Genomic DNA, 22,626 nt, shown 5'->3' on the forward strand with positions numbered 1-22,626 from the left:
GACAGGGGTTGTCCACCATGGCCGTTGACGGTGATGAGCTGGTGCGTGCACTGCGCACGACGATGAAGGAAAACGTGCGGCTGCGCGCGGAGGCGCTACGGCATCGCGAGCCGATCGCGGTCGTCGGCATGGCCTGCCGGTATCCAGGTGGCGTCGGTTCACCGGAGCAGTTGTGGGAGCTGGTCGCCGCGGGCCGCGACGCGATCGGGGACTTTCCCGATGATCGCGGCTGGGACCTGGCCCGGCTCTATGACCCGGACCCCGATCACAAGGGCACCTCGTATGTCCGTTCCGGCGGATTCATCTCGGGCGCAGCAGATTTCGACCCGCGATTCTTCGCGTTGAGCCCACGGGAAGCGATCGCGCTGGATCCACAGCAGCGGTTGCTGCTGGAGGGGACCTGGGAGTTGCTGGAACACGCGGGCCTCGACCCCGCTGCCCTGCGCGGCAGCCGGACCGGTGTGTTCGCCGCGACGATGTATCAGGACTACACCTGGCTGTCCGCCCAGCACGCGGACGCCCTCAACGGCCGCTGGGGACTCGGCATGATGGGCAGTGTCCTGTCGGGCCGCGTGGCGTATACCTTCGGCTTCACCGGGCCCGCGCTCACGGTGGACACGGCCTGTTCCTCGTCACTGGTGGCGACGCACTTGGCGATGCAGTCGCTGCGGCGCGGTGAAAGCGATCTCGCGGTCGCGGGCGGCGCGACCGTGATGGCCACCCCGTCGGTCATTCTCGAGTTCAGCAGGCAACGCGCACTCGCCCCGGACGGCCGGTGTAAATCCTTCGCGGACAACGCCGATGGCACCGGCTGGGCGGAGGGCATGGGTTTGCTGCTGCTGGAACGGCTCGGTGACGCGCAGCGCAACGGCCATCGCGTTCATGCCGTGCTCCGTGGATCGGCCGTGAATTCCGACGGCGCCAGCAACGGCCTGACCGCGCCGAGCGGTCCCGCTCAGGAGCGCGTCATCCGTGCCGCACTCGCCGATGCGGGCCTGGGTCCGGCCGAGGTCGACGCCGTGGAGGCGCACGGCACCGGCACCACGCTCGGCGATCCGATCGAAGCGAACGCACTGCTCGCGACCTACGGGCGCGACCGCGCCGCGGATCGACCGCTGTGGCTCGGTTCGCTGAAGTCGAACATCGGCCACACCCAGGCGGCGGCGGGGGTGGGCGGACTGCTCAAGATGATCATGGCCCTGCGGCACGACACGCTGCCTCGGACGCTGCACGCGGAAGTGCCGTCCAGCCGGGTGGATTGGGGCGACGGAGCCGTCTCACTGCTGCGCAGTCACCGGCCGTGGCGTCGAGACGTCGCCGGTGCACCGCGCCGCGCCGGGATCTCCGCGTTCGGCGCCAGCGGTACCAACGCCCACGTGATCGTGGAAGAGCCGCCCGTCACGCCGGCAGTGGAAGACTGTGCCGCGCAGCCGGATCCCACGTCGCCGACGGTGTGGCTGTTGTCGGCGCGGACCGCAGCGGCGCTCACCGCACGAGCAGTGCAGCTCGGCGCCTGGCTCGACGCCCATCCCGCGCACCGGCCCGTCGACCTCGCCCACAGTTTGGCCACCACCCGGGCGCATCTCGAATACCGCGCCGCCATCGTCGGTACCGGCGTGGCCGAATTACGCTCGGCCCTGCGGGTACTCGCGGAACAGGCCGCACCGAAGCGGATGACGTACCGCGATGGCATCGCCCGCGGTACCGGGACGAAGGGAGGCCATCGGGTCGCCTACGTCGTCGGGTCCGACCGTGCCGGGTGGTCTCGCGCGGTGGCGGACCTACTCGGCACCGCACCGGTTTTCGCCGAGCGGTTCCGGGCCTGCGCCGATGCGCTGCTCCGCAACGGCGGCGCCGACCTGCGCGCGGTGGTGACCGGGGCGGCAGGTGCGCCACCGGCCGACCGGGACGACGTCGCACGGCAGGGATTGTTCGCGCTCGCCGTGGCAGCCGCGGCGGTCTGGCAGGAGTATCTGCCGGCGTCGGTACCTGTGATAGACGACAACGTCTGTCCCGCGGCCGGCCGATTCCTCTCGGGCACTGTCACGCTGGAACAGGCTGCGCGGGAAGTCGTCTCGAACATGTCACAGCCGCTGAGCCGACGCCTCGCCGAACTGGTGGTGGCCGGTTATCGCACCTTCATCGAACTCGGTCCCCGAGCGAATGGACCAAGCGGCATCGCCGAGCAGGTCGCCGAAACGGACAGTGCGAGAAGGGCAGTCGTGCTGGCGGGCTTGGCGCCGTTCGACCGCGCCGGTACCTACGACATCGCCGGCGCCGTTGCCGCGGCCTACGCCTGCGGCGCCACTGTCGACTGGTCCCGCCTGATCCCGCCCGGTCGCCGGATCGACTTGCCCACCTACCCTTTTCAACGCAGCCGGTTCTGGCTGGAACCGGTCGCCGAAACCCCGCCGCCGCCCCCGCAGGCTCCCGCCGCGAGCGGTCATACGCTCACGGCGCTCCTGCGCCGGGCCGACGCGGCGGGCGATCTTCTCGGGGGAGTCGAGATGCTCGTCTCGGCCTCGCGCTATCGGCACAGTTTCGATTCGGCGACGCGCGGCGCGCATCCGGGATCGGCCATGCTGCTGTCCGAGGGCGCCACGCCTGTGGTGGTCTGTGTCCCGTCCTTCCTGGCGGGCTCGGGCCCGCACCAATTCATCCGTCTGACCACCGAGTTCACGACTCGGCCGCGTGCTTTCGCATTGCGGCTACCGGGTTTCGGCAGTGCCGCCGCGCAGCCGGACTCCTGGCAGGCGGCCCTCGAATCCCTCGCCGACACCATCACGACGGCGTGTGGTGACCTGCCTTTCGTGCTGGTCGGTCATTCGATCGGCGGGGTGCTCGCGCACGCGCTGACCGATCACCTCGACCGCGTGGGCCGCGCGCCGGCCGGGCTCGTGCTGATCGACACCTTCGACCCCGCTCCCGCACATCGGCAGGCGACCTTCCGCTGGGCGATGCGGCACATCATGAGCCTCGACCCGGGCGGCGTCGTACTCGGTGACGACAATCTCCTGGCGATGGCGAACTACCTGCGGTTGTTCGACGAATGGCAACCCGCGCAGAGCACTGTGCCGGTCTTGGCGTTGGCGGCGACCGGTACCACGGCTGCTGCACCACCGTGGCAGATCGGCGGGACGCAGGTGCAGGTGGCCGCCGATCACTTCTCCATCCTGGAAGCGCACGCCGCCGAGGCCGCGCGCGCCATCGAGCCGTGGTTGCGGACTATCGCGGGGTGAGGGAGGCGGTGAGATGCGCGAATCCCTTGCCCGCGTGCCGCAGTGACAGGTGCCAACCGGACCCGTCGTGCGTGCGTTCGACGGCCAGGCGGGCTTCACCCGGAATGAGCATCGGTTTGCCGAAGGTGACGTCATAGGTGCAGGCGGCGGGGAACTCGTCCGGTACCGAGCCGAGAACGGCTGCCGCCTGCCACATTCCGTGTGCGATCGGACCGGGGAAGCCGAGGATACGGGCGCCGATCCCCGAGACATGGATCGGGTTGTAGTCCCCGGAGGCGGCGGCGTAGCCGTTGACGGTGCGCTGGTCGACGCGCAACGGCGCGCCGGACGGCACCGGGGAGTCGTCGCCCTGACCGTCCGGGCGGGGACCCGCGGGACGCTTCTGCTGTTTCAACAGCGTCGCTGTCTGTTGCCACACCGGTTCTCCGGCGGTGGACACCTCGCTGATCAGATCGAAGACCTTGCCCCGCCGGTGATCGCGCAGATCCGCCGAATGCACGGTGATCTCCAGTAGCTCGTCGCCACGCAGCGGCCGTCGTTGCTCGATGACGTTGCGCAGGTGGACGAGTCCGGGCAGCGCGAACGGGAAATCACGGGCCACCATGAGTCGCATCGCGACCGGATTGGCCAGGACGGACGGATAGGTGAGCGGCAGTGCGCCGGTGTCGGTGAGGCCGCAGGCCGCGCGATACGCGTCGAGTTCGGCTCGGCGCACGGGCGCGCCGGCCAGCGTCAGTCTCGTGTTCGGCAGTGTCTGCGGCCGCGCATTGAGGACCGGGATCGGCAGCGCGCCGACGAAGGCACGCAGATACAACTCGCCGATCCGAGGTCTACTCGACAGCTGCTCGGTGGATGAACTCATGGGGCTACCCGTTCGTCGTAGTGAGCCGGTCAGGACGGCGTGGGCAACGGAGCAGCTCCGTGCTCATGCTCGGGCACCGCGTATTTGCGACCCACCCGGGTACCGTCGCGCCAGCTCTGTGGCCGGGCCAGGAACGGTGTGTCGCCGAGCGCGGCGACGTCGTCCACGAGTGCGGTCAGGCGGCGGTGTGCGGTAGCCGACGAAGCCGCGCCGAGGAATTCGGCGGCCTCGGTGCGCAAGCCCTGCGAAAGCGATTGGCTCGCACCGAAGTAGACGCTGTGTTTCACCGCGCGCACGGCGGTTCTGGGCCGGGTCGCCAGCCGAGCCGCGGTGGCGCAGGTGTACTCGAGCAGTTCGGCCGGCGGTACCACGGCCTCGACGAGGCCGGCCTGCAGTGCCTGCCGCACGGTCAGGGTGGCGCCGTCGAGCAGCAGGTCCAGCGTGCGCGCCGTGCCGAGCATGCGCGCGAGCCGCTGACTCGCGCCACCGCCGGTGGACAGCCCGGCCAGGATCTCGATATTGCCCAGGACGATGCGTGCGTCGTCGGCGGCGCAACGCAGATCGCAGGCGAGTGCGAGCTCGAAGCCGCCGCCGAGCGCCGGACCGTTGATCGCCGAAAGATACACCGCGCCTGAGCGATTCATCCGCAGGATGGTCTGCCGCCAGCGATGTGCCCAGACCGCGCCGACACCCGCGGCGCCACCGAAACGTTCCGCCGCGGTATCGGCGCCGGGCAATCGCAGGACGAGATCCAGCGCGCGCACACCGATCTGCAGCAGGGGCGCAGGCAGCCGCGGCGCCATCGCCGAAGTGTCGCGCAGAGCGGTCGGTTCGGCGTGCCCGAGGAACCGGCCGTCCACACCGCCGGTCAACACGACGGCTCCGACCGAGGGATCAGCCTCCACGGCCTTCGTCAGCAGATCGAGATCGCGGAGGAGGGCGGCGGTGACGAAGTTCGACGGCGGAGCGGCGTAGCGGGCGATGACCACTCGCCCGGTCTGGCTCAGTTCTAACGTCTCCATCGGAAATCACTCCCTTGCAACGGATTCAGGTCTTGTCGCCGGGCCACCAGTTCCAGCGGCCCATGAGGCTCATCGCCGCGGGCACGATCATGCTGCGGATGACGGTGACGTCCAGAGCGACCGCGATGGCCAGCCCGATGCCGATCTGTTCGATCGGCAGGAACCCGCCGAAGCCGAACGCGCCGAACACCGCGATCATCAGCACCGCCGCGCCCGTGATCAGCGGCGCGGTGCGAGCGATGCCGACGGCGACCGCTTCGTGGTTGTCCCGGGTCTGCAGGTACCGCTCCCGAACGCGGTTGAGCAGGAACACCTCGTAGTCGGTGCTCAGCCCGACCATCAACGCGAGCACCAGGATCGGGGCGAACGACAGCAGATAGCCGGGTTGATCCAGCCCGGGCACCTGTGGCAACCAGCCTTTCTGGAAGATCGCGACGAGCACGCCGAAGGTCGCGCCCACCGCGAGCCCGTTCATGAGAATCGCTTTGAGCGGCAGGAAGATCGAGCGGAACGAGATCAACAGCACGACGTAGAGCGCGATGAGCATCAGGACGATGACCCAGGGCAGCTTTCGCTCGATCTCGTGGTTGGGGTCCACCGCTCGTGCGGTATTGCCGCCGACATCGGCGTGCATCGTGGCCGGCAGGGCTTCGGTGCGGGCGCGAACCCGGTCCAGCAGAGTGATCGTGGCGTCGTCCGCGAAGGGGCGGGTCGAGATCACTTCGACGACGGATTTCTGTCGGTCGCCGGAAACGTAGTACCGCAGACCCTGTTGTGCGTCCGCCGGCAGCCGGTCGAAGGTCGCCGGGTCGAGGGCCTGCCACCGCAACTCGGGTGAGAGCTGTTGCGTGACAGTGAGTGCGGAGTTCACCGCGGCGACATCGGGGAGTGCCGACAGGTCGGTGATCAACTCGCTCAGCTCGCTGCCGACCGACGGATCGGTGACCGTGGCGTCCGAACGGACCACGACCTGGATGGGGGCGGCGACGCCGGGGCCGTATTGTGTGGCGACGCGGTCGAACCCGCGCCCGATCGCCGAGGACGACGGCAGGATCTCCGGGCCGGGCAGTGACAGTTTCATGTCCGCCGCCGGTATCGCGAGCAGGACCAGCACCGCGATACCCGCGCCCAGGAAGGCGAACCGGTGCCGCATCACCGTCGCCGCCAGGCGATACCACCGATGCGACGCCAATCGGGTCTCGTCGGCGGACTCGTCGGTCCGGAATCGGGCCGGAATAGGGATCTTTCCCGCGTTGATCCGCGGGCCGAGTACCTGCAGCAGCACCGGCAGCAAGAGCAGCGATGTCAGGGTGGTCACCGCGACGACGACCACGGCGCCGACGGCCAGCGAGACGATCGTGTTCATCCGGACGATGAACAACGGCAGCGCCGCCACGATGATGGTCAGGCCCGAGGTGGCGACGGTACGGCCGCCTGTGCGCAGGGTACGCAGCACCGACTGGTGCACCTCGTTGCCCGCGGCGAGTTCCTCCTTGAACCGTTTGATCATGACGAGCGAATAGTCCACGCCGACACCCAAACCGAGCATCAGCACGATGTTCTCGACGAAGATCGACAGCTCGGTGCGGGCCGCGAGCACGCCGATGATGCCGAGCGTCACCGCGATCCCGGTGATCGTGACCGCCATCGCCGCGACCATCGCCAGCACGCTGCGGAACAACAGCAGCAGCACGATGACGATCAACGGAAAAGCCAGCAGCTCGCTGCGGATCAGGCCCTCGGCGGCGAGTTTGTTCGCCTCGCCCTGCATGCCCTGCACGCTGAGGATGGCGACATCGAGGCCCTGTTCCTCGAATCGCGCGCCGAGGTCCTCCTGCACCACCGGGACCTTCTTGGTGGCCTCGTCGTTGCCGAGGCCGATCCCGATCGCGGTGGTGACGGTGCGCCGGTCCGCACCGACGAACTTTCCTCTGTTCAACGGCGACAGCGTGTTCCAGCCGAAGCTGCCGCTCACCTGGAGCCGCGCGTCGGCGACGGTGGTCTCGAACACCTCGCGCGCTCGCTGTTCGAAGGCGGGGCTGTCGACGGTCTGTTGCTTGTCGTGGATCACCAGCAGCACGTCGGTCGCGCCGCGGCCCGCCAAACCCGCGGCGAGCTCGTCGCGGACCGCGACGGTGCCCGACCCGGGCACGTCCCACCCTTGGCTGTTCAGCGATTCGGCCAGGGTGGCGCCGCCGAGCGCGCCGAGCATGAGCAGCACGATCCAGACCACGGTGAGCAACCGGACCCGTCCGGCCGTGAATCGGGCGACCAGATCCGGCCAGCCCGAACGGATTCCGTCACCGGAGCCGGCCGGGTCCCGGCCGGCGTCGTCGCGGTCCGCCGCCGGGGGTGCCTGCCGGGTCAACGAATGGCCTCGGCCGCATCCGCCTGCGCCCGCCGCGCGGCCAGATCGTCGACGAGGTCGACCACCTGACCCACCGTGCGGATGTCGACCAGGAGTTCACGATCGACCCGGTGTCCGAGGTGGCGTTCCAGGTCGACCAGCAGGTCGACGAAATCCATCGAATCCATGCCGAGGTCTTCGCGCAGATTGGTTGCCGGATCCGACATCTCCTCGATCGGCAGAGCCATCGTCTCGCTGATCAACGCGATCACGCGTTCCTCGATCTCGACCCTGTTCATAACGTCCCCTCCTGGTCCACTCGGCGTCGGTGTCTCGTCAAGATGGCAATGCAGTCCCCGCTGCCGCCAACGCGGCGGGCGCGAGTTCGTCCCGCTGCCATCCCAACACAGAAAACCTGCTCAAACCATCACCTTCGTTGTTGTGGCCGAGAAAGATCGAATAGAGGTTGATCGTGTTGCTCTGGTCGAGCTGATCGGCGAAAGGCACATCATCGAAGGCGATTACGCGCCGATGGCGGATGGTGAGCGGCCCGACCTGCCGGTCCCAGTCGTCCGGGGTGAAGGTCAGCACCCCGGTTTGTCCGCTCACCGCGCCGGGCCGCAGACCCTCGCGATAGGTGCGGATGACCGAGTGGCTGCCGTTGACGAACCGGAAGATGTTCAGGCTCTTCGGCATCGGTGCGCGGTCGACCGCGATCTGATGGACCAGCGCGGGCAGGATGTCCGGCGTCATCGCGGCCGAGCCGTCACCGGTGAAGCAGAGTACGTGCTCGTCGCGCCGGGTGACGACGCCCGGCAGTGCCATCAGGCCGTCGCCCATCAGTCCGCGTCCGTACCAACCGGAGAAACCCCGGTGGGTCCTGGGCAGGTTGTTCACCGCGGTGAGGCCGACCCGGCCGATATCGTAGACGCCGACGTAGCGGTAATCACGGTGCTGGATCAGCTCTTCCAGCACCGACCCGAGACGGCGGAAGAAGTAGTTCGTCGTCATCGGCCGTAGTGGCAGCAAGCCGACCACGTCACCATAGGAGTCGGTGCTCGCCGCGATGGCGGCGCGCCGATGCGCCAGCACCTCGGGGTCGACGTCGAGTCGATCCAGCAAGGCGCGCAAGACCTGCTCGATGTTTCCGGTCACCGTGAGGCCAGCGAAGGGAGCCTGGTCCACGGCGTGCTCGACGATCTGGATCGGGGCGAGCCTGCGCAGCGACGACTCGGCGAACGGGGTGTCGATCTGCGGTATGGCGCTGTTCAGGAAGATCACCTGCTGCTCGTCGGCAGGCCGCAGTTCACCCTTGTCGTAAAGATATTGGTGCACCCGCGCGGAGTAGCCGTACATGCTGAGGGTGCCGAGGTATTCCGGGACCACGGTTCCGTCGCGATAGCGAGTCACTGTGCCCGGCTGGGCAACCGAGTCGGCCAGGGCGATGCCCGCGCGGTGCGACAGTTCGTACATGAGCTGCTGCGCGTGGCCGGACAAGGGGCCGACCTGGCACAGCAATCGGACTCGTGCCGAGTTGAGCAGCTCGGACAGCCGGTCGAGTGCGGGCGGGTCGATCGCCGCCGGTCGATCGGGAGCCGTGGGTTCGACGGGGGCGGCCATGTCCGGATTCGCCTGTAGTACTTCGCGTGTCGCGAGGATCATCACCGGCCCGCGGTCGGCGTCGTAGGCGGCGAACGCTTGCCGCAGGCCCTCGCCGATGTGCTCGGTCCGCTCGATGTAGACCACCGGAAACCCGCGTGCCTGCAGGGACGGCCGCGCATCGCCGGTGCGGTGGATGGTGCCCTGGAAGGGATGCCATTGGTTCGGCCGCGAATCGCAGCAGACGATGAATCCCTTACTGCGCGTGGCGACGTGGTTGGCCAGCGTGCCACGGAACTCGTCGTGCATCCCGCTGGTCGTCACGATGACGAACGGTGCGCCGTCCAGGGTCCAGCGGGCCAGCGCGGAGCACCCGTGACTGTGCTCGCTCGGCGCCCGGACGATCGGGTTGCCGTTCGCCATGGCATGGGATTCCATGTCATCGATGAAGGTGGCGACGCCGGATCCGGTGTAGTAGTGCAGACCCCAGTCCTGACCGGCCCGCCGATTCAGGAATGCGGAAAGTTCCCGCGCCACTGCGCTTCCGGAGAAGTCGGGGCGCAGGCGCTGGTGCAGGTGTACCTGCAGCGAGTCGACGAAGGCGCAGGCGATATCGGCCGCAACGACCCAATCGTGCTCGGGGTGCCACCGCGGCGTGAAATGTTCCTCGGCGTAAAAGGTGTCGAGGTCCGGAGCGGTGTACACGTGCACGGTGTGCGGGCCGGGATCGAATTCGATGGTGCCGGGCAGCGAGATCGCGACCTTGGCCAGCATCCTGTTCACGGTGTCGGGCTCGGCGGCCCGATACCGGCAGTCGTCGTGGTCGATGACCAGCAAGGTGAGCACGGCGGCGCGGCCCGCCGCGGCGGCGGCGAGTGCATCCGGGAGCGCCTCGAGCGAGTCAGCGAGCACGAGCAAGAGCGGGTCTTCGGGTGCGACCGCGTCCAGAAAACGGCGGGCCCTGGTCAGCACCTGGTCGTATTCCGGTTGCACCGGGGCCCGAGCAGGCGTCGCGGCGATATCCACCTCGCGCGGTCCGGCCAGGTCTGCGAGTACGCGGGCGGCCGAGGGGCCGAGGGTAGCGCTTCGGGACACGACGGCGAGCAGGCGTCTGGTGCGGCTGACAGACATGAGTTGGCTTCCTCCACAGCTGGAACAGTGAGATTCGAGGATCAGTCCGGACGTCGTCCGAGCAGGGCGACCGCGGAGGTGGGCAACCAGCCCGGCCGTCGGGGATCGGGCTGCGGGAGGCGGGCGAACGGCCGCAACAGCGGCGGTAGCCGATGCCACCGATCCGCGGCGACGAGATGCGACGAGCACTCCTCGACGGTCCAGCCGAGCGGCTCGAAGTAGCCGATGCCCGCGGCCGGGCCGAATTTGACGACAAGATTGTTCATCTTGCCGCGTAGGGCGGGTTTGGACAGCGCGACGAATGCCGGCGAGATGATATCCGTTATCCACCAGGCTATTTCGGGGCGGGTCAGGTCCGCGGACAGCGATCGGACCTCTGCTTCGGCCAGATAGAGCAGCAGTCCCTCGGTGATCACCACGGTTTTGTCTGCATGCTCGACGGCGCTGTCCAAGAAGTCGCGACGCGCCTGCGGGTCGGCCAGATCGACGCGGTGTCTGCTGATCCGGCAGCGCGGTGTACGCAGCGCGAGACGCTGTTGTTTCTCGTCGATCATCGCGGGCAGGTCGGCCTCGTGCCATTCCAGCTCGGGTGGCAGCTCGAGCCGGTAGGGCCGTGTGTCGAGCCCGGCCGCCAGATTGATGACGCGATCACAGCCGCGCGCAACGCAGGTCGCGATCATGTCGTCGATCAGTTTCGTGCGGGCCACGAAGAACCACGCGCCGAGCAGCGTGCGTTTGGCGGCCGCGGCGATCGCCGCACCGCGCCGGCCCGCGAGTTCCGCGGCGAGAAAATCGTCGAAAAGCGCGTCGGGCCGGGCGGATTCGGCGGCCCGGTAGGTGGCGACCCAGCGCGCGGTATCGGAGATGTCGGAGATCAGTGATTCGGCCACGTGGTATCCGTTCAGAGTCGGCGCAGCCGCCGCATGATCTGGACCAGCAGCGCGTTCGCCGCCATGCCCTTGCTCAGACTGTGCTGGAAATAGCTGACGTTCAACAGGACTGCGTAGCGCACACCGTGGTCGCGCCATTCGGCGATCTGTTCGACGATCTCGCTCGGTGTGCCGACCATGTTCAGGTCGCGCACCAGCGAGCTCGGCGCCTTCTCGGCGTAGGACAGCATGGTCGCTTCGTCGAGCTTCTGCGGCAGCAGATCCTGGGCACCCGAGAAGGTCGAGCCCAGCGGATGCGCCACGCCGTGCCGGGCCCACATCTTGGCCGAGGCATTGATGGTGAGCGTCCGTGCGACGACGCTCTCGCACAGCTCGTCCACCGCGTCACGAGTCGGTGCGGTGAGGATGGTGAAGGTCACCGCGGGCAGGATGGCCATCGGATCGCGCCCGGCGTCCGAGGCTGCCGTCCGGATCTGGTCCAGGCCCGCCGAATAGTCCTCCGGCTGAATGGAAAGGCCCGGCAACCAGGCGTCGGCGTAGCGGCCCGCGATGCGGAGCATGCGCGGGCCGTGCGCGGCGATCCATACCTCCGGCCGGGTGCCGCGATAGGGCGGTACGTCGAAAACCGCGTTGTGCAAAGGGAAATAGGGTGATTCGCGGCTGACCGGCGCACCGTCGGAATCCCACAGCAGGCGGATGGTGGCCATCGCCTCCTCGAAACGGCCCACGGGTGTGCGCCAGTCGACGCCGAACGGCTCATTGTTCAAGCGCTCGCCCGGGCCGATGCCGAGAATCGAACGCCCGCCGGTCAGCAGATGCAAGGTCGCGGCGGCCTGCGCGGTCACCGCCGGATTGCGGCGACCGGTGTCGGTCACGCCGATACCCAGCCGCTTGCGGGCCAGGCCGTTCTTCGCGGCGAGATAGCCGAGCGCCAGCCACGGGTCGTAGCAGGCGTGGATGCGTGGCACCAGATGTGCGGCGCCGACGTATTTGGGTGTCCACACCGATTGCGGCTGCAACGAGATCAGGTGATCGGGAACCCACAGCGAATCCGCGCCGCCCGCCGCTGCCAGCATCTGGCTGCTGCGCAGCAGCATGTCGGGCGTGAATCGGGGATGCAGGCCGGCATCGAGTAATCCGGTCCGAAAACGTTTCATCGTGAGATCCATGAGTGACCTTTTCGTTGGCTGCGGTTCGGGTGTCGGGGCACGGCGTGGACGTTCATTGCGGCAGCTCGGCGTCCTTGCGATCGCGTGCACGCAGGTGCGCGGATATTCCGATCGCGGTGGCGATCAGCCCGCCCGCGACGCCCGCGACGAGCGACAGCCAGTAGGGCAGTGCGATTTCGCCGAGATACCACGGTTGGCTGAAAGGGCCCCAGTAGAAAGGAATATGGATCACGATGAGGCTCAATGCCACCGAAGAACCGAAATGCGCGAGCAGGACGGCGGCCCACGGGTGTCGGCGCACGATGAGTGCCAGCACGACGAAGCCGACCACATCGGCGAATATGCCGCAGATGCGCACGGCAATCGGTGTCTGATGCCAGAGGTAGATATGTGCGACGGAATGCAGGGCGAAACCCGTCATATAGGCCGACCAGCCGATGAGTAAAAGCCGGCGGTCAGGTGGATTCGACACGAGAAACCCCCTCCTGCACAATGCGACGAGCTATAGGCCTTTGCCGGATGCGGCGATATTTCTTTCGACTTCGATGCCTACCGTGATATTTGCACGGTAGGCGGTCTCGAACGCGAGTGTCAACGGGGCCGGAAGCGTTTCCGTCCGGTGCCGGGGACGCCCGTACGCATGGTGTCCGTGCCGCGGTGGCACCTATTGTCTCCGCATGAATCTCTTTGAGTTCGAAGGCAAATGCCCGGTCGTCCATCCCACGGCATTCATTGCGCCGACCGCGACGCTCATCGGCGATGTCCGGATAGCAGCGGGTGCGTCCGTATGGTACGGGGCGGTGCTGCGCGGTGATATCTCACCGATAATCGTTCGCGAAGACGCCAATATTCAAGACAATTCGGTTCTGCACGGTGTGCCCGACATGCTCACCGAGATCGGCCCCGGCGCGACCGTGGCGCACGGCTGTCTGGTGCACGGCGCGATACTCGGTGCGGAATGCATTCTCGGCAATATGAGTTCGGTCCTGGACGGCGCGAAAATCGGTGCCGGTTCGCTGATCGCGGCGCACTCCCTGGTGCCCGCGGGATTCGACGTCCCGCCCGGGGTGCTCGCCTCGGGTGCGCCGATGCGGGTCCGGCGGCCGATCGAGGGCACCGATTTCGAGGCGTGGATCAAGATCAATCCCGGCTACTACGCGGATCTCGCGCGGCGCCACCGTAAGGGTGTTGTCGCCGTGCCGGGCACCGCGGTCGACTGAGGAGATTCCTCAGGCGACCCCGATCAGCCGCGGGGCGGATCAGCCGCGCTACCTACGCCGCCACCTAGGCGGATCTAGGTGAAAATCACCGACGCGAGGGGTGGGTCGGCGGTGGAAAAGTCGATGTCAGCAAGGGAGCACGACCTGCGGGACATCGAGGAGGAACACCATGAGCGCGGCAATCGACGAGGGGGTGCAGAGGGAAGCTGCCGCACCGGGGCGCACCGCCCGGGCCACGATACTGGCCGCCGCGATGCTGACCGTGATGGCGCCGGCCGTCATCGCGCCGAGCCTGCCCGCCATGCGCGAGGTCTTCGCGGGAGTGGCCGGGGCGGACGTCCTGGTGCGGCTGGTGCTGACCATCACGTCACTGGCCATCGGCATCACGGCGCCGCTGGCGGGGATGACCGCCGACCGGATCGGACGTAAACCGCTGCTGGTCGGGAGTCTGGCACTGTTCGCGGTAGCGGGCGCGGCCGGTTTCTTCGTCGACACCCTCGGCGTGCTACTGGTGACCCGGGCACTGGTCGGCGTCGCGGTCGGCGGCATCATGACGGCGGTCAGCGCCACCATCACCGACTGGTTCGACGGCCCGAAGCGAGCCTCTTTCCTAGGGCTGCAACAGGCTTTCGCCAGTATCGGCGGCGTGGTGTTCCTGCCGCTGGCGGGGCTGCTCGCCGCCTCGAACTGGAAGTCGCCGTTCTGGATCTATGCCGCCTCGATCGCCATCCTGCCGTTCGCGCTGTTCGCCTTGCGAGAGCAGCGGCGCGACCAGGCCTCCGGGCCGGTCGGCGTGGTCGAGACGGGTCTGCCGCGGCCGGGCATCTTCCGGCCGATCGCCGGACTGTACCTGCTCGCCTTCCTGGTGACGCTCGCCTTCTACATGGCGCCCACCCAGTTGCCGTTCCTGCTGGCGGAACTGGGCACGGGACCGGCCGTGGTCGGCGCGGTGATCGCCGCGACCACCCTGAGCAGCGTCGCCGGCGCACTGGCCTTCTCGCCGCTGCGGGTGCGGTGGACGCCCAGTGTCGTCACCGCCGCCAGCGTCGCCCTGCTCGGTGCGGGGTGGGTGCTGGTCGGCACCGCGCATTCGGTGGCACAGGTGGTGGCGGGCCTGCTGGTGGGCGGCTTCGGCGTCGGTCTCGCGGTGCCCAATCTGAATCTGCGCCTGAGCGATCTCGCCCCCGCCGCCACCCGCGGCCGCATCCTCAGCGGCTTGGTCACCGGAATCTTCCTGGGCCAGTTCGTCTCCCCATTGATCCTCCAACCGCTCATCCGAGCCACCAGCATCGGCGGCGCGTTCCTCTGGACCGGCTTCGCCATGCTCGCGGGTGCCGCCCTGACGCTGCCCCTGATCCGTAAAGCCAAGTAAGACAACCGATTTCCCACCACAGAGAAAGCTGAAAGAAATGATCTACCACGGTAACCGCTTCACCCTTCGCGCCGACGCCACCCCCGAGGCGGTCGAGGAAGCCCTCGAGAGCCTGCGCAACCAGGGCCGGGTCATCCCCTCGGTGAAGTCCTTCGTCGTCGGCCCCGACTTCGGTGGCGAATACCAGTGGGGCGCGGTGTTCGTCATCGAGGACCTGGCCGGCTACTGGGAGTACCTGATCCACCCCGCCCACCGCAACACCGACCGCGTCGGCCTGCCGCTGGTCGACAAGTTCGCCTCCTTCGACATCACCGACGACGCGGATCCGGAGATGGGGAAGAAGATCGCCGAACTGCACCAGCGCCGCTACGACAGCGACCCGGAGCTGACCAAGCTGGTCTCCGATCTCGGCGAATACAGCGGTAGCGCGGCACCCGGCGCGCACGGCGAGAAGTAGTACTCGGGCCGGAGCCCCTGGCGGACATATTGTCCGTCAGGGGCTTTCGCGTTGTCCAGCCGTGTCTGCGGTGCTGCACCCGTCCGGGTGGATTCGGTGTTCCAGTGTCGAAACCGCGCGGGGGACGCCGATCAGCAGTGCGGCGAGCGCGGTCCGGGTGCCCGCGAGATCGGCCGTGAAATCAGGCGTTTCGCCGGAGTGGATGCGTGCGGCCAGACCGAGTGCGGCAGCGGCGAGTGCCCCGCGTTGCAGGACCACGCCCGCATCGGCTTGCACTGTTCGATACCAGCGTGCTCCGGTACCCGCGGGCAGGTCACCGACCGGCAGCAGGACCGCGGCGGCCTCGCCCACGATCGGGTGGCACCGGACCGAATCGGCTATGCCGGAGGTGATTTCGACGAGGGCATGGCGCGCCGGGTGGTAGCGGTACATGCCCGTTGCGATCCCGTCGACGCGGGCGACAACGCAGTACAGCGCGGCACCGCGGCCGAATCCGGCCCAGCCGTCGGCGGCCGCACCGATCAGTCCGGCCAGCCGGGTCGATTCGATGGGACGTGGACGGAACCCGTCGGCAGGGGAGGAGCGGCCCACTATGCCCGCGTCGACAGCCACTCGTAGCCGGGGCAGCGGTAGTTCGCGCCCGGCCTCCATCGGATATGGCACCGAGTCCTCGGGCAGCACACCCGGATCGGTGTGCAAGGCAGCCATGGCGGGAAGTTTGTCGGTGATCGCGGGGGTTCGTTCCGCGGCGACCGGCGGGGCCACGGTGATCAGCTCACGGTAGGTCGGGGCGTTCGCCGCCGCGGTGTCCTGGCCGACGAACATCATCGCCAGGGCGGCTTCCGCGCGCGGATCGAGATCGAGCAGTTCGTGCACCTGGTCGTCGCCGAAATGCAGGCGCGTGTCCACGGTACTGCCGAGACGCGCGGCCACCGCTGCCGCTTGGGCGGCCAGCACGCCGATTTCCTGTGTCTGCAACCGGTATCCGAACTCGCCGTATTTGAATCCGTTGCGCCAGAACCGTGCCGTGAGCACGAGCACTGCGGCGGGAAGGGGACTGGGGGCGTCGGAAACCAGTGCGGCCAAGGCTGCTCGGTGATCACCCGGCCGCAGTCGCTCGAGGCAGTGGTGTGCCGGATCATAGTGGTAGAGGCCGGGTTCGGGTGATGGCACGGCGACGTAGGCGGCCAGCGGATACAGCGCGCCGCCCGACGGCGCGGACCTGCCGTGCTGGACCTTGAACGCGCCGGGGGTGGGTACGCCGTCGTGATCGAGTACCGGGGTCCACATCAAGCGCGTGATACCGCACATGTCCAGCAGAAGGGCACCGAGCAGCGAGGTAGCGGCCGCTTCGTCGCCCCACGGCAGTTCGATGCGGGCGGCGTCGGGATAGCGTTTGTACCGTGCGGGGGCGGCGTTCCAGTCGATCGGCCCGCGGGCGGGACTGCGGCCGCGGTCCAGGAACCTGGTCAGCGCGGCACCGGTGTCGGCGTCCATGAACTGCTCCCTCACGGGAAGGGGTGCGGGTACGGATTGATCTCGTCCGCGCCGAGGTCGTGCTCGGAGTAGCCGAGCAGCCTTGGTGCCGTGCGGAGGCGCGGCAGGCCGTGGTCGCGCCGGTTCCGGTGCCCGAACGTCATCGGCACCGTGCCGGGCACGAGAACTTTGGCGCAGGCGAACCCGCCGGCCCGGTGCTCCGCCGAAGTCTGATCGACGATCAGGACATCGAGATCGCACGCGCGATACCACTCGGCCAGGTACTCGAGATCTTGTGTGAGGTCGCCGAATTCGGGCCAGTCGGCGGCCGGTATCGGCTGCCGCGGTCCGCCGAGCGGGAGGAAACCCAGGCGCGGGAAGGCATCTGGATGGCCGTAGAGGGTGCTGTGATCGTCCATGTCGCCGACCCGGTCGCTGTCGGCCACCATCTGGCCTGCCGACTCCGGATCGTAGCGGGTGACGAAGCCCTCCAGCATGGTGAGCATTTCCTGTATCCCGCTCAGCAACGCGTGCTCCGGGAACACGTGCGCGGCCGCCCCGCAGAGGGCCGTCGGCCTGTTCTTGCCAGGTTGCTGGTCGACGGCCATCAGCCAGAACGCCGGGACGCGCGTCTCGGTCGTGCAGTCGAATGCCGCCACCTCGTAGCCGAATTCGTGCGCGACCAGATCGGCGAGCAACGGAATCCGCCGATCCGTCGCGGAATCCAGGTCCACGCGCGGTACCGGCAGCCGCGCGTACCAGGTGAGCAGGAACGCGTCCCGCTCGGTGACCTCCAGCAGCCCGTGCAAAGCCGCCTCGGCGAGCGAGCTCCCGACGGCGCAGCCGTTGGACGTCTCGTAGGCGAAACGGCGGTCGTGCACGCCGTAGTACGCCAGGCACTCCGGCACCAGCACGGCTGCGGCTCGCGTGCACGAATAGGCCCACACCCAAGGGATTTCCAGGTCCGGATGGTAGCGATGGAACCAGAATCCGGGGGCGTCGTAGCGGGCGTCGGAGTACAGGCCGAAGGCGCGGGGATCGATGGCTTCGCCCGCGACGTCGGTGTACGCGGCGCGGACGGTGGTGCGCCGACCGCGTGGACGTTGTCCGCCGAGCCGCTCGAGTGCCTCGGCCACCGCGGCCGCCTTGGTCGCGTCGACACCGAAGCCGCGACCGTACCCGTGGCTGCTCGCGGGGGACTGTTCGGATTCGATGGCGGCCCTGGACATCGGGGACGTCGCGGTGGTCCAGGTGCTGAGCTCGCGGATCATCCCGGTGTCCGCGTCGACGTAGATCCGCTGCAACTCGGGCAGCGCCGCGGTGAGGTCGCGGATGCGCAGGCCGCGCCGTCCGGCATTCGGCGCGAAGAGGTTTCGCGCGATCCCGGGGTCGTCGCCGGGGAGCTTCGCGCAGTCCGGGCACAGCGGATCGGCCATGATGGGATGGGTTGTCGTGACCGCGGTTGCCAGATCCAGGCTCCACTGGACGGAGTTCGGCGCACCTGCCAGTAGCTTTTCCACTTCGGCGACCGCCAGCGCCGCCGCGGCTGCTGCGGTGCTTGCCAAGAGCAGGGGTGCGGGTCGGCGTAGCAGATCCGCGCCGAATCGCTCGGACAGTGCCGCGCGTTGCGGCGCATCGATCCGGTTGTGCTCGCGTCGCCTGTCGGCACAGGTCGGGCACCCTGGGCGGCCCGGGAGGCGACCGGGTCCGACAAGGACGCGAGTGTGGTTCAGCCGCACCGGAAACCATGGCACCGCTGACCCTGCCGTTGTCGACGCCGCAGTGTCATCGGCGACTACCAGTGCGTCGTACGGTGTTTCGTCGGTGGTGCGGACGCGGTGGCCGGTGGCCGTCACCGCCTCGCGCACCGCCGTGGCGAGCAGTCCCGTGCCGAGCACGGCGATGTCATGCGGCATCGAGCACCACCCGGACGCAGTGCACAAGGGCGAGTTCGTCGGCGAGTTCCACCGCGACAGCGGTGAATCCGGACTCGTGCAGGGCTTTGGCGAGGAGATCGGGGTTCTCGGACGTCCCCGCGGCTGCGGCGCAGGTGTCCGGATGTCCTTGCCAGGCCAGGAGAGCGCGCTCCAGCCCGCCGTGGAGGGCGTCGGGCGCGGTGGTCGCGCAACTCACGACTTCGTGACCGTGCGCCGTGCGCACCGCGTAGGCCGGGACGCCCAGGATGTCGCTCAGGTCCAGCACCGTCGTCTCGCCGCCGACCACGTCGAGCTGGTGCATGAGTCGAATCCCGTTGTCGTCGAGCGGTATTCGACCTTCCGTCAGCGGTGGCCGCGCTGTCCATTCCGCTCGACGCTCGATCAGCAGCGCCTCGCACTGCTGGCGCAGGCCCCATTCGAGGGCGTCCGATCGGGTGAGTCCGGCCGCGACACCGGTGGCCAGTGGATTCGCCCTGTCGCCCGCTGAGCGCACCGGCGGGGCGAGCGTTCGGCCGGTCACGAGATCGACGGCCGAGGTCGCCGGCGCGGTGAGCCAGGCGTGCACCGCCAGCGCGCGCAGCACCGTACGGGTGCGGGCAGTGTGCTGATCCGGACCCCACCCGGTCACGGAAGGGAGGGGATCCGAAGACGGGATCACCTGGGCCGGATCGGAGACGACCGCCCGGCAGAGCGAGAGTGGGAACTGCGGCAGATCGCCCTCACCGAAGGTCGAGAGCACACCCGTGTGCTCGTCGACGAGCATCGCGGCCCTGGTGAGCAGTTCGTCGGGAGTTGCGGCGATCGGGTTGTCCTGTCGCGTGGGCGAGTGTGAATCATGTTCGGCGACAGCGTGCGTCGGCGTGATGCGATGCACCGTCATGTCCAAGGTGCGCAAATCTATGCGGGTCGCTCGCGGTCCGCCGGGTGTGGGTGCGGGCAGGGCGGCCAACCCGGTGCGATGGCGGAAGACGCCCAGCACCAGGTGTGCCGCCAGAATTGCGGGCACCGGTCCGGTCAGCCACTGGTTCGGGCCCTGAGCGGTTTCGCCTTTACGGTTGGCCCGCAGGCGTTTCCAGCACGAGGTGCCGGCGGGCGTACCGGCCTCGGTTATCCAGGCTTCCGCGCTGCCGAGCAGCAGCTGTGCGAGCGCCACATGCTCCGGGCAGCGCTGCGCGAACGACGTCAATTCCCCTGTGGTGTCCGCGATGTGCAGTACGACATCAGTGTCCCGCAAGTCCGGATCGGGGGTCAGGAAGACGCGTTGGTGCTCGTCCCGTCGCGCGGCGTCGACGGCGCGCAGCAACTCGGCCTCCTGCCTGACCATGCCGACGCGCACATTCGCCCACCCCGATCGCACCCCGGCCGCGACGACCGCGGTGACGACGCGCTCGGTGCCCGCCGAGCCGAGCACCGTCACCCGCGCCTGCCGGTGACGTTGGAACCGGTGTTCCGGTGCATCGATCGCGCAGGCGAGAAAGGCGATCTCCCGTGCGTAGATACGCAGTTCTGCCTCGGCAAGCTGGTGCGGTAGATCGCCCTGCGCGTCGGTCACGAATCCGTGCTCGTGCAGCGCCGTCACCATGCCCTCGACCGTCGAGCGCTGTGCGGCGGGTAGCGCGGCGGTCAGCTCGTCCAGTTCGAACGCGCCGTTCAGATACGGTTCGAGACGGCTGAGCCAGTCGAAAGCCCGGGCGCCGCGCAACGTGCGCGCGCCGCGATCACCGAACAGGTACACCCCGTCGGGACAGGCCACATACCGCACGGCCGGGTGCAAGCGTGGACGCATACCGGACTCCTTTCGCCTCCTCGAGCACGATCACACGTACGCCGGTCACACCGACAGAGCACGAATTCCCGAACGGACGGGAAATCTTCCCGGCCGCACTCGACCGGAGACCCGGGAATTCTTCCCGGCCCCGCCGGGCGTGCTGCCCTGTCGGAAGGGAAAGCGCGGCAGGCATATTCGAAGTTCCTGCACAATCCATCCAGGAGAGGACCGGCACATGCCCATCACCTCGGCGAATCTCGCCCTCGAATTACTGAATCTCGAACCCGAAAATCTGACCATGGCCGACGAGCGCTCGGCCCCGACCGGCCTGATCCCGCCCTGTGACTGCTCCGCCTGTTGCACCTGCGGCTACTGCGTGTGCAGCACCTGCGGCCGCGACACGAGCAATCCCCTCGACGGGCTCGAAGCGTAACGGTCTGTCGGAACGGATCCCCCGGTAGTTATGACCGGGGGATCACGTCGATGGGGCGACTCGCCCCCTGCCTGCTGTCGTGATTCGAAGAAGGGAATGCTCAGTCCAGCGGAATGCGCCGGCCGTTGAGCAGGAGTTCGAAATTCGGAAGATCCTCGATACGGCCGGAATTGCGGGCTGCGGCGCGCGCGGCCTGCTCGAGGGCGGCGGCGGTCTCCGCCGTCACCGGACCGGGGTAGGTGATGTGCAACGTGACGCTCGCCGGGTCCTTCTTGATCACTCGTTCGTGGGTGTTCGGATCGATCGGGTCCGGGTCACGAGCCGGCTTGCGGGCTGAGCGATCGTTGGCGTCGCGCTCCATATCGCGCATGGCAGCGGTCACATGTTTGCGGACATTCGCCGGGGTGGCATCGGCCTGCTGGAGGATTCTTTTGAGGCTGATCCATCGAGCGTGCGAAACCACTTTGTTGACGACCAGGATCCAGCCATTCTTGACGCGTTCGCGAGTGATGAAGTATTCGGCGGTACCACCTTCGTACGCGTCATAGGCCCGGAAGTTCTCCGGTGCGCTGAGCGCGTTCGGATGATAAGCGCGCAGTACTGGGGCCTCGGCTTCTTTGCCCAATGAACTACCGGGCCGCACCGCCGTCGCACCGGCCGTGGCGGCCGCTGCCGTCCCGGCGCTCTGGGTTGTCGCCGCGGCTCCTGTCGAGGCCGATCCTGCGCCGATTCCGGGCCTGGGCACACCGGTTTTCCCGACCGTTGCCTCGGCGACCGCGATCTCGGTTGTCCCTTCCTCGGCGGCGATCGTCCGCGCGGCGGTCGCTGCTTCCGTCCGTATCGCCTGAGCTGTCAGCGCCTCCGACATGATCCAGACGTGTGCGGCCTGCTCACTCGCGATGGCCGGGACGGCCTGGCCCGTGCCACGCAAAGTACCCGCGATGAACACCGATCGCTGGGCGAATTGGCGCGTCGAGGCGGCCAGACGCCGCAGCATGGCCGAGGCGAGCCGTCCGCCGAGCTGGTATCCGAGCCGCCCCAGTCCCCATGCGATCGGCAGATAGTTGATAGGCCCCAATCCTTCCGAAACGATCGGGGTTTCGATCGCATCGATCCATGCGAGATCGGCGTCGTACAGCTCGATGAGTGAGGCAGATTTGACATTCACATAGCCGACGAGTGCACCGCTGTCGTCGGCTACGACGTGCCAACCCACGGTCAGCGGCTTCGGCTTCGGCTCCGGCGGGGCAAGTGCCGCAGCCTGTTCCAGCGCACGGCGGGCAGCGCTCACCCGAGTGACTCCCTCTGGCGTGACCAGGCGTGCGAGGTAGTGCTGCGCCAACACGAAGGCACCGAGCGCAGCGGACCAGCCGTCGGCGGGCACCGGTGCCTCGGTGCGCAGGATCGCCTCCATCCGGCGAACCGTCGATTGCGCTGCACGGCATCTGGTTCCGATGACGAACGGAGCTTCGCTTTCTTGCCACTGGACCGCTTTGCTGTCCACGTCCGAAACGTACTGGGTGAGCAGCCGATCCACGGCCAGCACGAGAGCGTGTGCTCTACGCCGTGCGGCGAGGGCTGCCGGTGTCGCGGCTGCAGTCGGAACACCTCCTCCCGCAAATACTTTCGCGGGATCGTCGAAGATGCCCCGGCTTTCGGTACCACGGGCACCGGTGGCCGTCGCGGCCCGTGCTCGCGTATCGC

16 protein-coding genes and 1 pseudogene are annotated in these 22,626 nt (G+C 68.2%); 5 read left to right on the forward strand and 12 right to left on the reverse strand.

What is annotated here, in order from left to right; all coding sequences use genetic code 11:
- Positions 1-17: 17 nt before the first annotated feature.
- A pseudogene (locus NVU01S_RS39175) lies at positions 18-3,185 on the forward strand (type I polyketide synthase); the annotation flags it as partial.
- 40 nt (positions 3,186-3,225) lie between these two features.
- On the opposite strand, the gene NVU01S_RS39180 reads toward NVU01S_RS39175, so the two are convergent.
- The 8 genes from NVU01S_RS39180 to NVU01S_RS39215 form a co-directional block, all read right to left on the reverse strand.
- The gene (locus tag NVU01S_RS39180; RefSeq protein ID WP_043677728.1) at positions 3,226-4,101 is read right to left on the reverse strand and encodes a MaoC/PaaZ C-terminal domain-containing protein; all 876 of its coding nucleotides are present in this window, start codon (positions 4,099-4,101) and stop codon (positions 3,226-3,228) included.
- A 29-nt stretch (positions 4,102-4,130) separates the two neighbouring features.
- Positions 4,131-5,123: an enoyl-CoA hydratase/isomerase family protein gene (locus NVU01S_RS39185; RefSeq protein WP_063776030.1), complete on the reverse strand. Its 993-nt coding sequence runs from the start codon at positions 5,121-5,123 to the stop codon at positions 4,131-4,133.
- 25 nt (positions 5,124-5,148) lie between these two features.
- The gene (locus NVU01S_RS39190) at positions 5,149-7,491 is read right to left on the reverse strand and encodes an MMPL family transporter (protein WP_043677730.1); all 2,343 of its coding nucleotides are present in this window, start codon (positions 7,489-7,491) and stop codon (positions 5,149-5,151) included.
- On the reverse strand, positions 7,488-7,769 hold the full coding sequence (locus NVU01S_RS39195; protein ID WP_043677732.1) for an acyl carrier protein: 282 nt from the start codon (positions 7,767-7,769) through the stop codon (positions 7,488-7,490). Before NVU01S_RS39195 ends, NVU01S_RS39190 begins: the two co-directional genes overlap by 4 nt.
- Positions 7,770-7,806: 37 nt before the next feature.
- Positions 7,807-10,200 (reverse strand): hypothetical protein, encoded by a 2,394-nt coding sequence (locus NVU01S_RS39200; RefSeq protein ID WP_043677734.1) that lies wholly within the window; start codon positions 10,198-10,200, stop codon positions 7,807-7,809.
- Positions 10,201-10,241: 41 nt separating this feature from the next.
- A complete protein-coding gene (locus NVU01S_RS39205) occupies positions 10,242-11,090 on the reverse strand; it encodes a class I SAM-dependent methyltransferase (protein WP_082032292.1) in 849 nt (282 codons plus the stop codon).
- Between the two features lie 11 nt (positions 11,091-11,101).
- The gene (locus NVU01S_RS39210; protein WP_042255902.1) at positions 11,102-12,247 is read right to left on the reverse strand and encodes an LLM class flavin-dependent oxidoreductase; all 1,146 of its coding nucleotides are present in this window, start codon (positions 12,245-12,247) and stop codon (positions 11,102-11,104) included.
- A 64-nt stretch (positions 12,248-12,311) separates the two neighbouring features.
- Positions 12,312-12,731, reverse strand: a complete 420-nt coding sequence (locus NVU01S_RS39215; protein WP_156161812.1) for a hypothetical protein — start codon at positions 12,729-12,731, stop codon at positions 12,312-12,314.
- Positions 12,732-12,936: 205 nt separating this feature from the next.
- Between NVU01S_RS39215 and NVU01S_RS39220 the strand changes: the two genes are divergently transcribed.
- The 3 genes from NVU01S_RS39220 to NVU01S_RS39230 all read left to right on the forward strand — a co-directional run bounded on the left by NVU01S_RS39220 (position 12,937) and on the right by NVU01S_RS39230 (position 15,308).
- A complete protein-coding gene (locus tag NVU01S_RS39220) occupies positions 12,937-13,479 on the forward strand; it encodes a gamma carbonic anhydrase family protein (protein ID WP_042255860.1) in 543 nt (180 codons plus the stop codon).
- Positions 13,480-13,648: 169 nt separating this feature from the next.
- Positions 13,649-14,851: an MFS transporter gene (locus NVU01S_RS39225; RefSeq protein ID WP_052281090.1), complete on the forward strand. Its 1,203-nt coding sequence runs from the start codon at positions 13,649-13,651 to the stop codon at positions 14,849-14,851.
- A 37-nt stretch (positions 14,852-14,888) separates the two neighbouring features.
- A complete protein-coding gene (locus NVU01S_RS39230; protein ID WP_043677739.1) occupies positions 14,889-15,308 on the forward strand; it encodes a Dabb family protein in 420 nt (139 codons plus the stop codon).
- A gap of 36 nt (positions 15,309-15,344) precedes the next feature.
- Here the strand turns inward: NVU01S_RS39230 and NVU01S_RS39235 are convergent, their stop codons facing one another.
- From NVU01S_RS39235 to NVU01S_RS39245, 3 genes are read right to left on the reverse strand one after another with little or no spacing between them, the layout of a single operon-like run.
- Positions 15,345-16,805, reverse strand: coding sequence for a SagB family peptide dehydrogenase (locus NVU01S_RS39235; RefSeq protein ID WP_043677741.1), 1,461 nt, complete (start codon positions 16,803-16,805; stop codon positions 15,345-15,347).
- 11 nt (positions 16,806-16,816) lie between these two features.
- A complete protein-coding gene (locus NVU01S_RS39240; protein ID WP_043677743.1) occupies positions 16,817-18,700 on the reverse strand; it encodes a TOMM precursor leader peptide-binding protein in 1,884 nt (627 codons plus the stop codon).
- Positions 18,690-20,507 carry a hypothetical protein gene (locus NVU01S_RS39245; protein ID WP_043677745.1) on the reverse strand — a complete coding sequence of 606 codons (1,818 nt, stop codon included), beginning with the start codon at positions 20,505-20,507 and terminating at the stop codon, positions 18,690-18,692. Before NVU01S_RS39245 ends, NVU01S_RS39240 begins: the two co-directional genes overlap by 11 nt.
- A gap of 217 nt (positions 20,508-20,724) precedes the next feature.
- On the opposite strand from NVU01S_RS39245, the gene NVU01S_RS39250 reads away from it, so the two are divergent.
- Positions 20,725-20,922, forward strand: a complete 198-nt coding sequence (locus tag NVU01S_RS39250; RefSeq protein WP_043677748.1) for a hypothetical protein — start codon at positions 20,725-20,727, stop codon at positions 20,920-20,922.
- Positions 20,923-21,022: 100 nt separating this feature from the next.
- On the opposite strand, the gene NVU01S_RS39255 is transcribed toward NVU01S_RS39250, so the two are convergent.
- A complete protein-coding gene (locus NVU01S_RS39255; RefSeq protein WP_156161813.1) occupies positions 21,023-22,459 on the reverse strand; it encodes a hypothetical protein in 1,437 nt (478 codons plus the stop codon).
- Positions 22,460-22,626: the final 167 nt, after the last annotated feature.

The sequence above is a fragment of the Nocardia vulneris genome, assembly GCF_001613425.1.
Lineage (GTDB): Bacteria > Actinomycetota > Actinomycetes > Mycobacteriales > Mycobacteriaceae > Nocardia > Nocardia vulneris.

Bases quoted from the DNA above. Each gene is read 5' to 3' on its own strand.
- NVU01S_RS39230 (WP_043677739.1), top strand. From the start codon at position 14,889: ATGATCTACCACGGTAACCGCTTCACCCTTCGCGCCGACGCCACCCCC.
- NVU01S_RS39195 (WP_043677732.1), bottom strand. From the start codon at position 7,769: ATGAACAGGGTCGAGATCGAGGAACGCGTGATCGCGTTGATCAGCGAG.
- NVU01S_RS39180 (WP_043677728.1), bottom strand. From the start codon at position 4,101: ATGAGTTCATCCACCGAGCAGCTGTCGAGTAGACCTCGGATCGGCGAG.
- NVU01S_RS39235 (WP_043677741.1), bottom strand. From the start codon at position 16,805: ATGGACGCCGACACCGGTGCCGCGCTGACCAGGTTCCTGGACCGCGGC.
- NVU01S_RS39245 (WP_043677745.1), bottom strand. From the start codon at position 20,507: ATGCGTCCACGCTTGCACCCGGCCGTGCGGTATGTGGCCTGTCCCGAC.
- NVU01S_RS39220 (WP_042255860.1), top strand. From the start codon at position 12,937: ATGAATCTCTTTGAGTTCGAAGGCAAATGCCCGGTCGTCCATCCCACG.
- NVU01S_RS39210 (WP_042255902.1), bottom strand. From the start codon at position 12,247: ATGAAACGTTTTCGGACCGGATTACTCGATGCCGGCCTGCATCCCCGA.
- NVU01S_RS39240 (WP_043677743.1), bottom strand. From the start codon at position 18,700: ATGCCGCATGACATCGCCGTGCTCGGCACGGGACTGCTCGCCACGGCG.
- NVU01S_RS39185 (WP_063776030.1), bottom strand. From the start codon at position 5,123: ATGGAGACGTTAGAACTGAGCCAGACCGGGCGAGTGGTCATCGCCCGC.
- NVU01S_RS39250 (WP_043677748.1), top strand. From the start codon at position 20,725: ATGCCCATCACCTCGGCGAATCTCGCCCTCGAATTACTGAATCTCGAA.
- NVU01S_RS39200 (WP_043677734.1), bottom strand. From the start codon at position 10,200: ATGTCTGTCAGCCGCACCAGACGCCTGCTCGCCGTCGTGTCCCGAAGC.
- NVU01S_RS39225 (WP_052281090.1), top strand. From the start codon at position 13,649: ATGAGCGCGGCAATCGACGAGGGGGTGCAGAGGGAAGCTGCCGCACCG.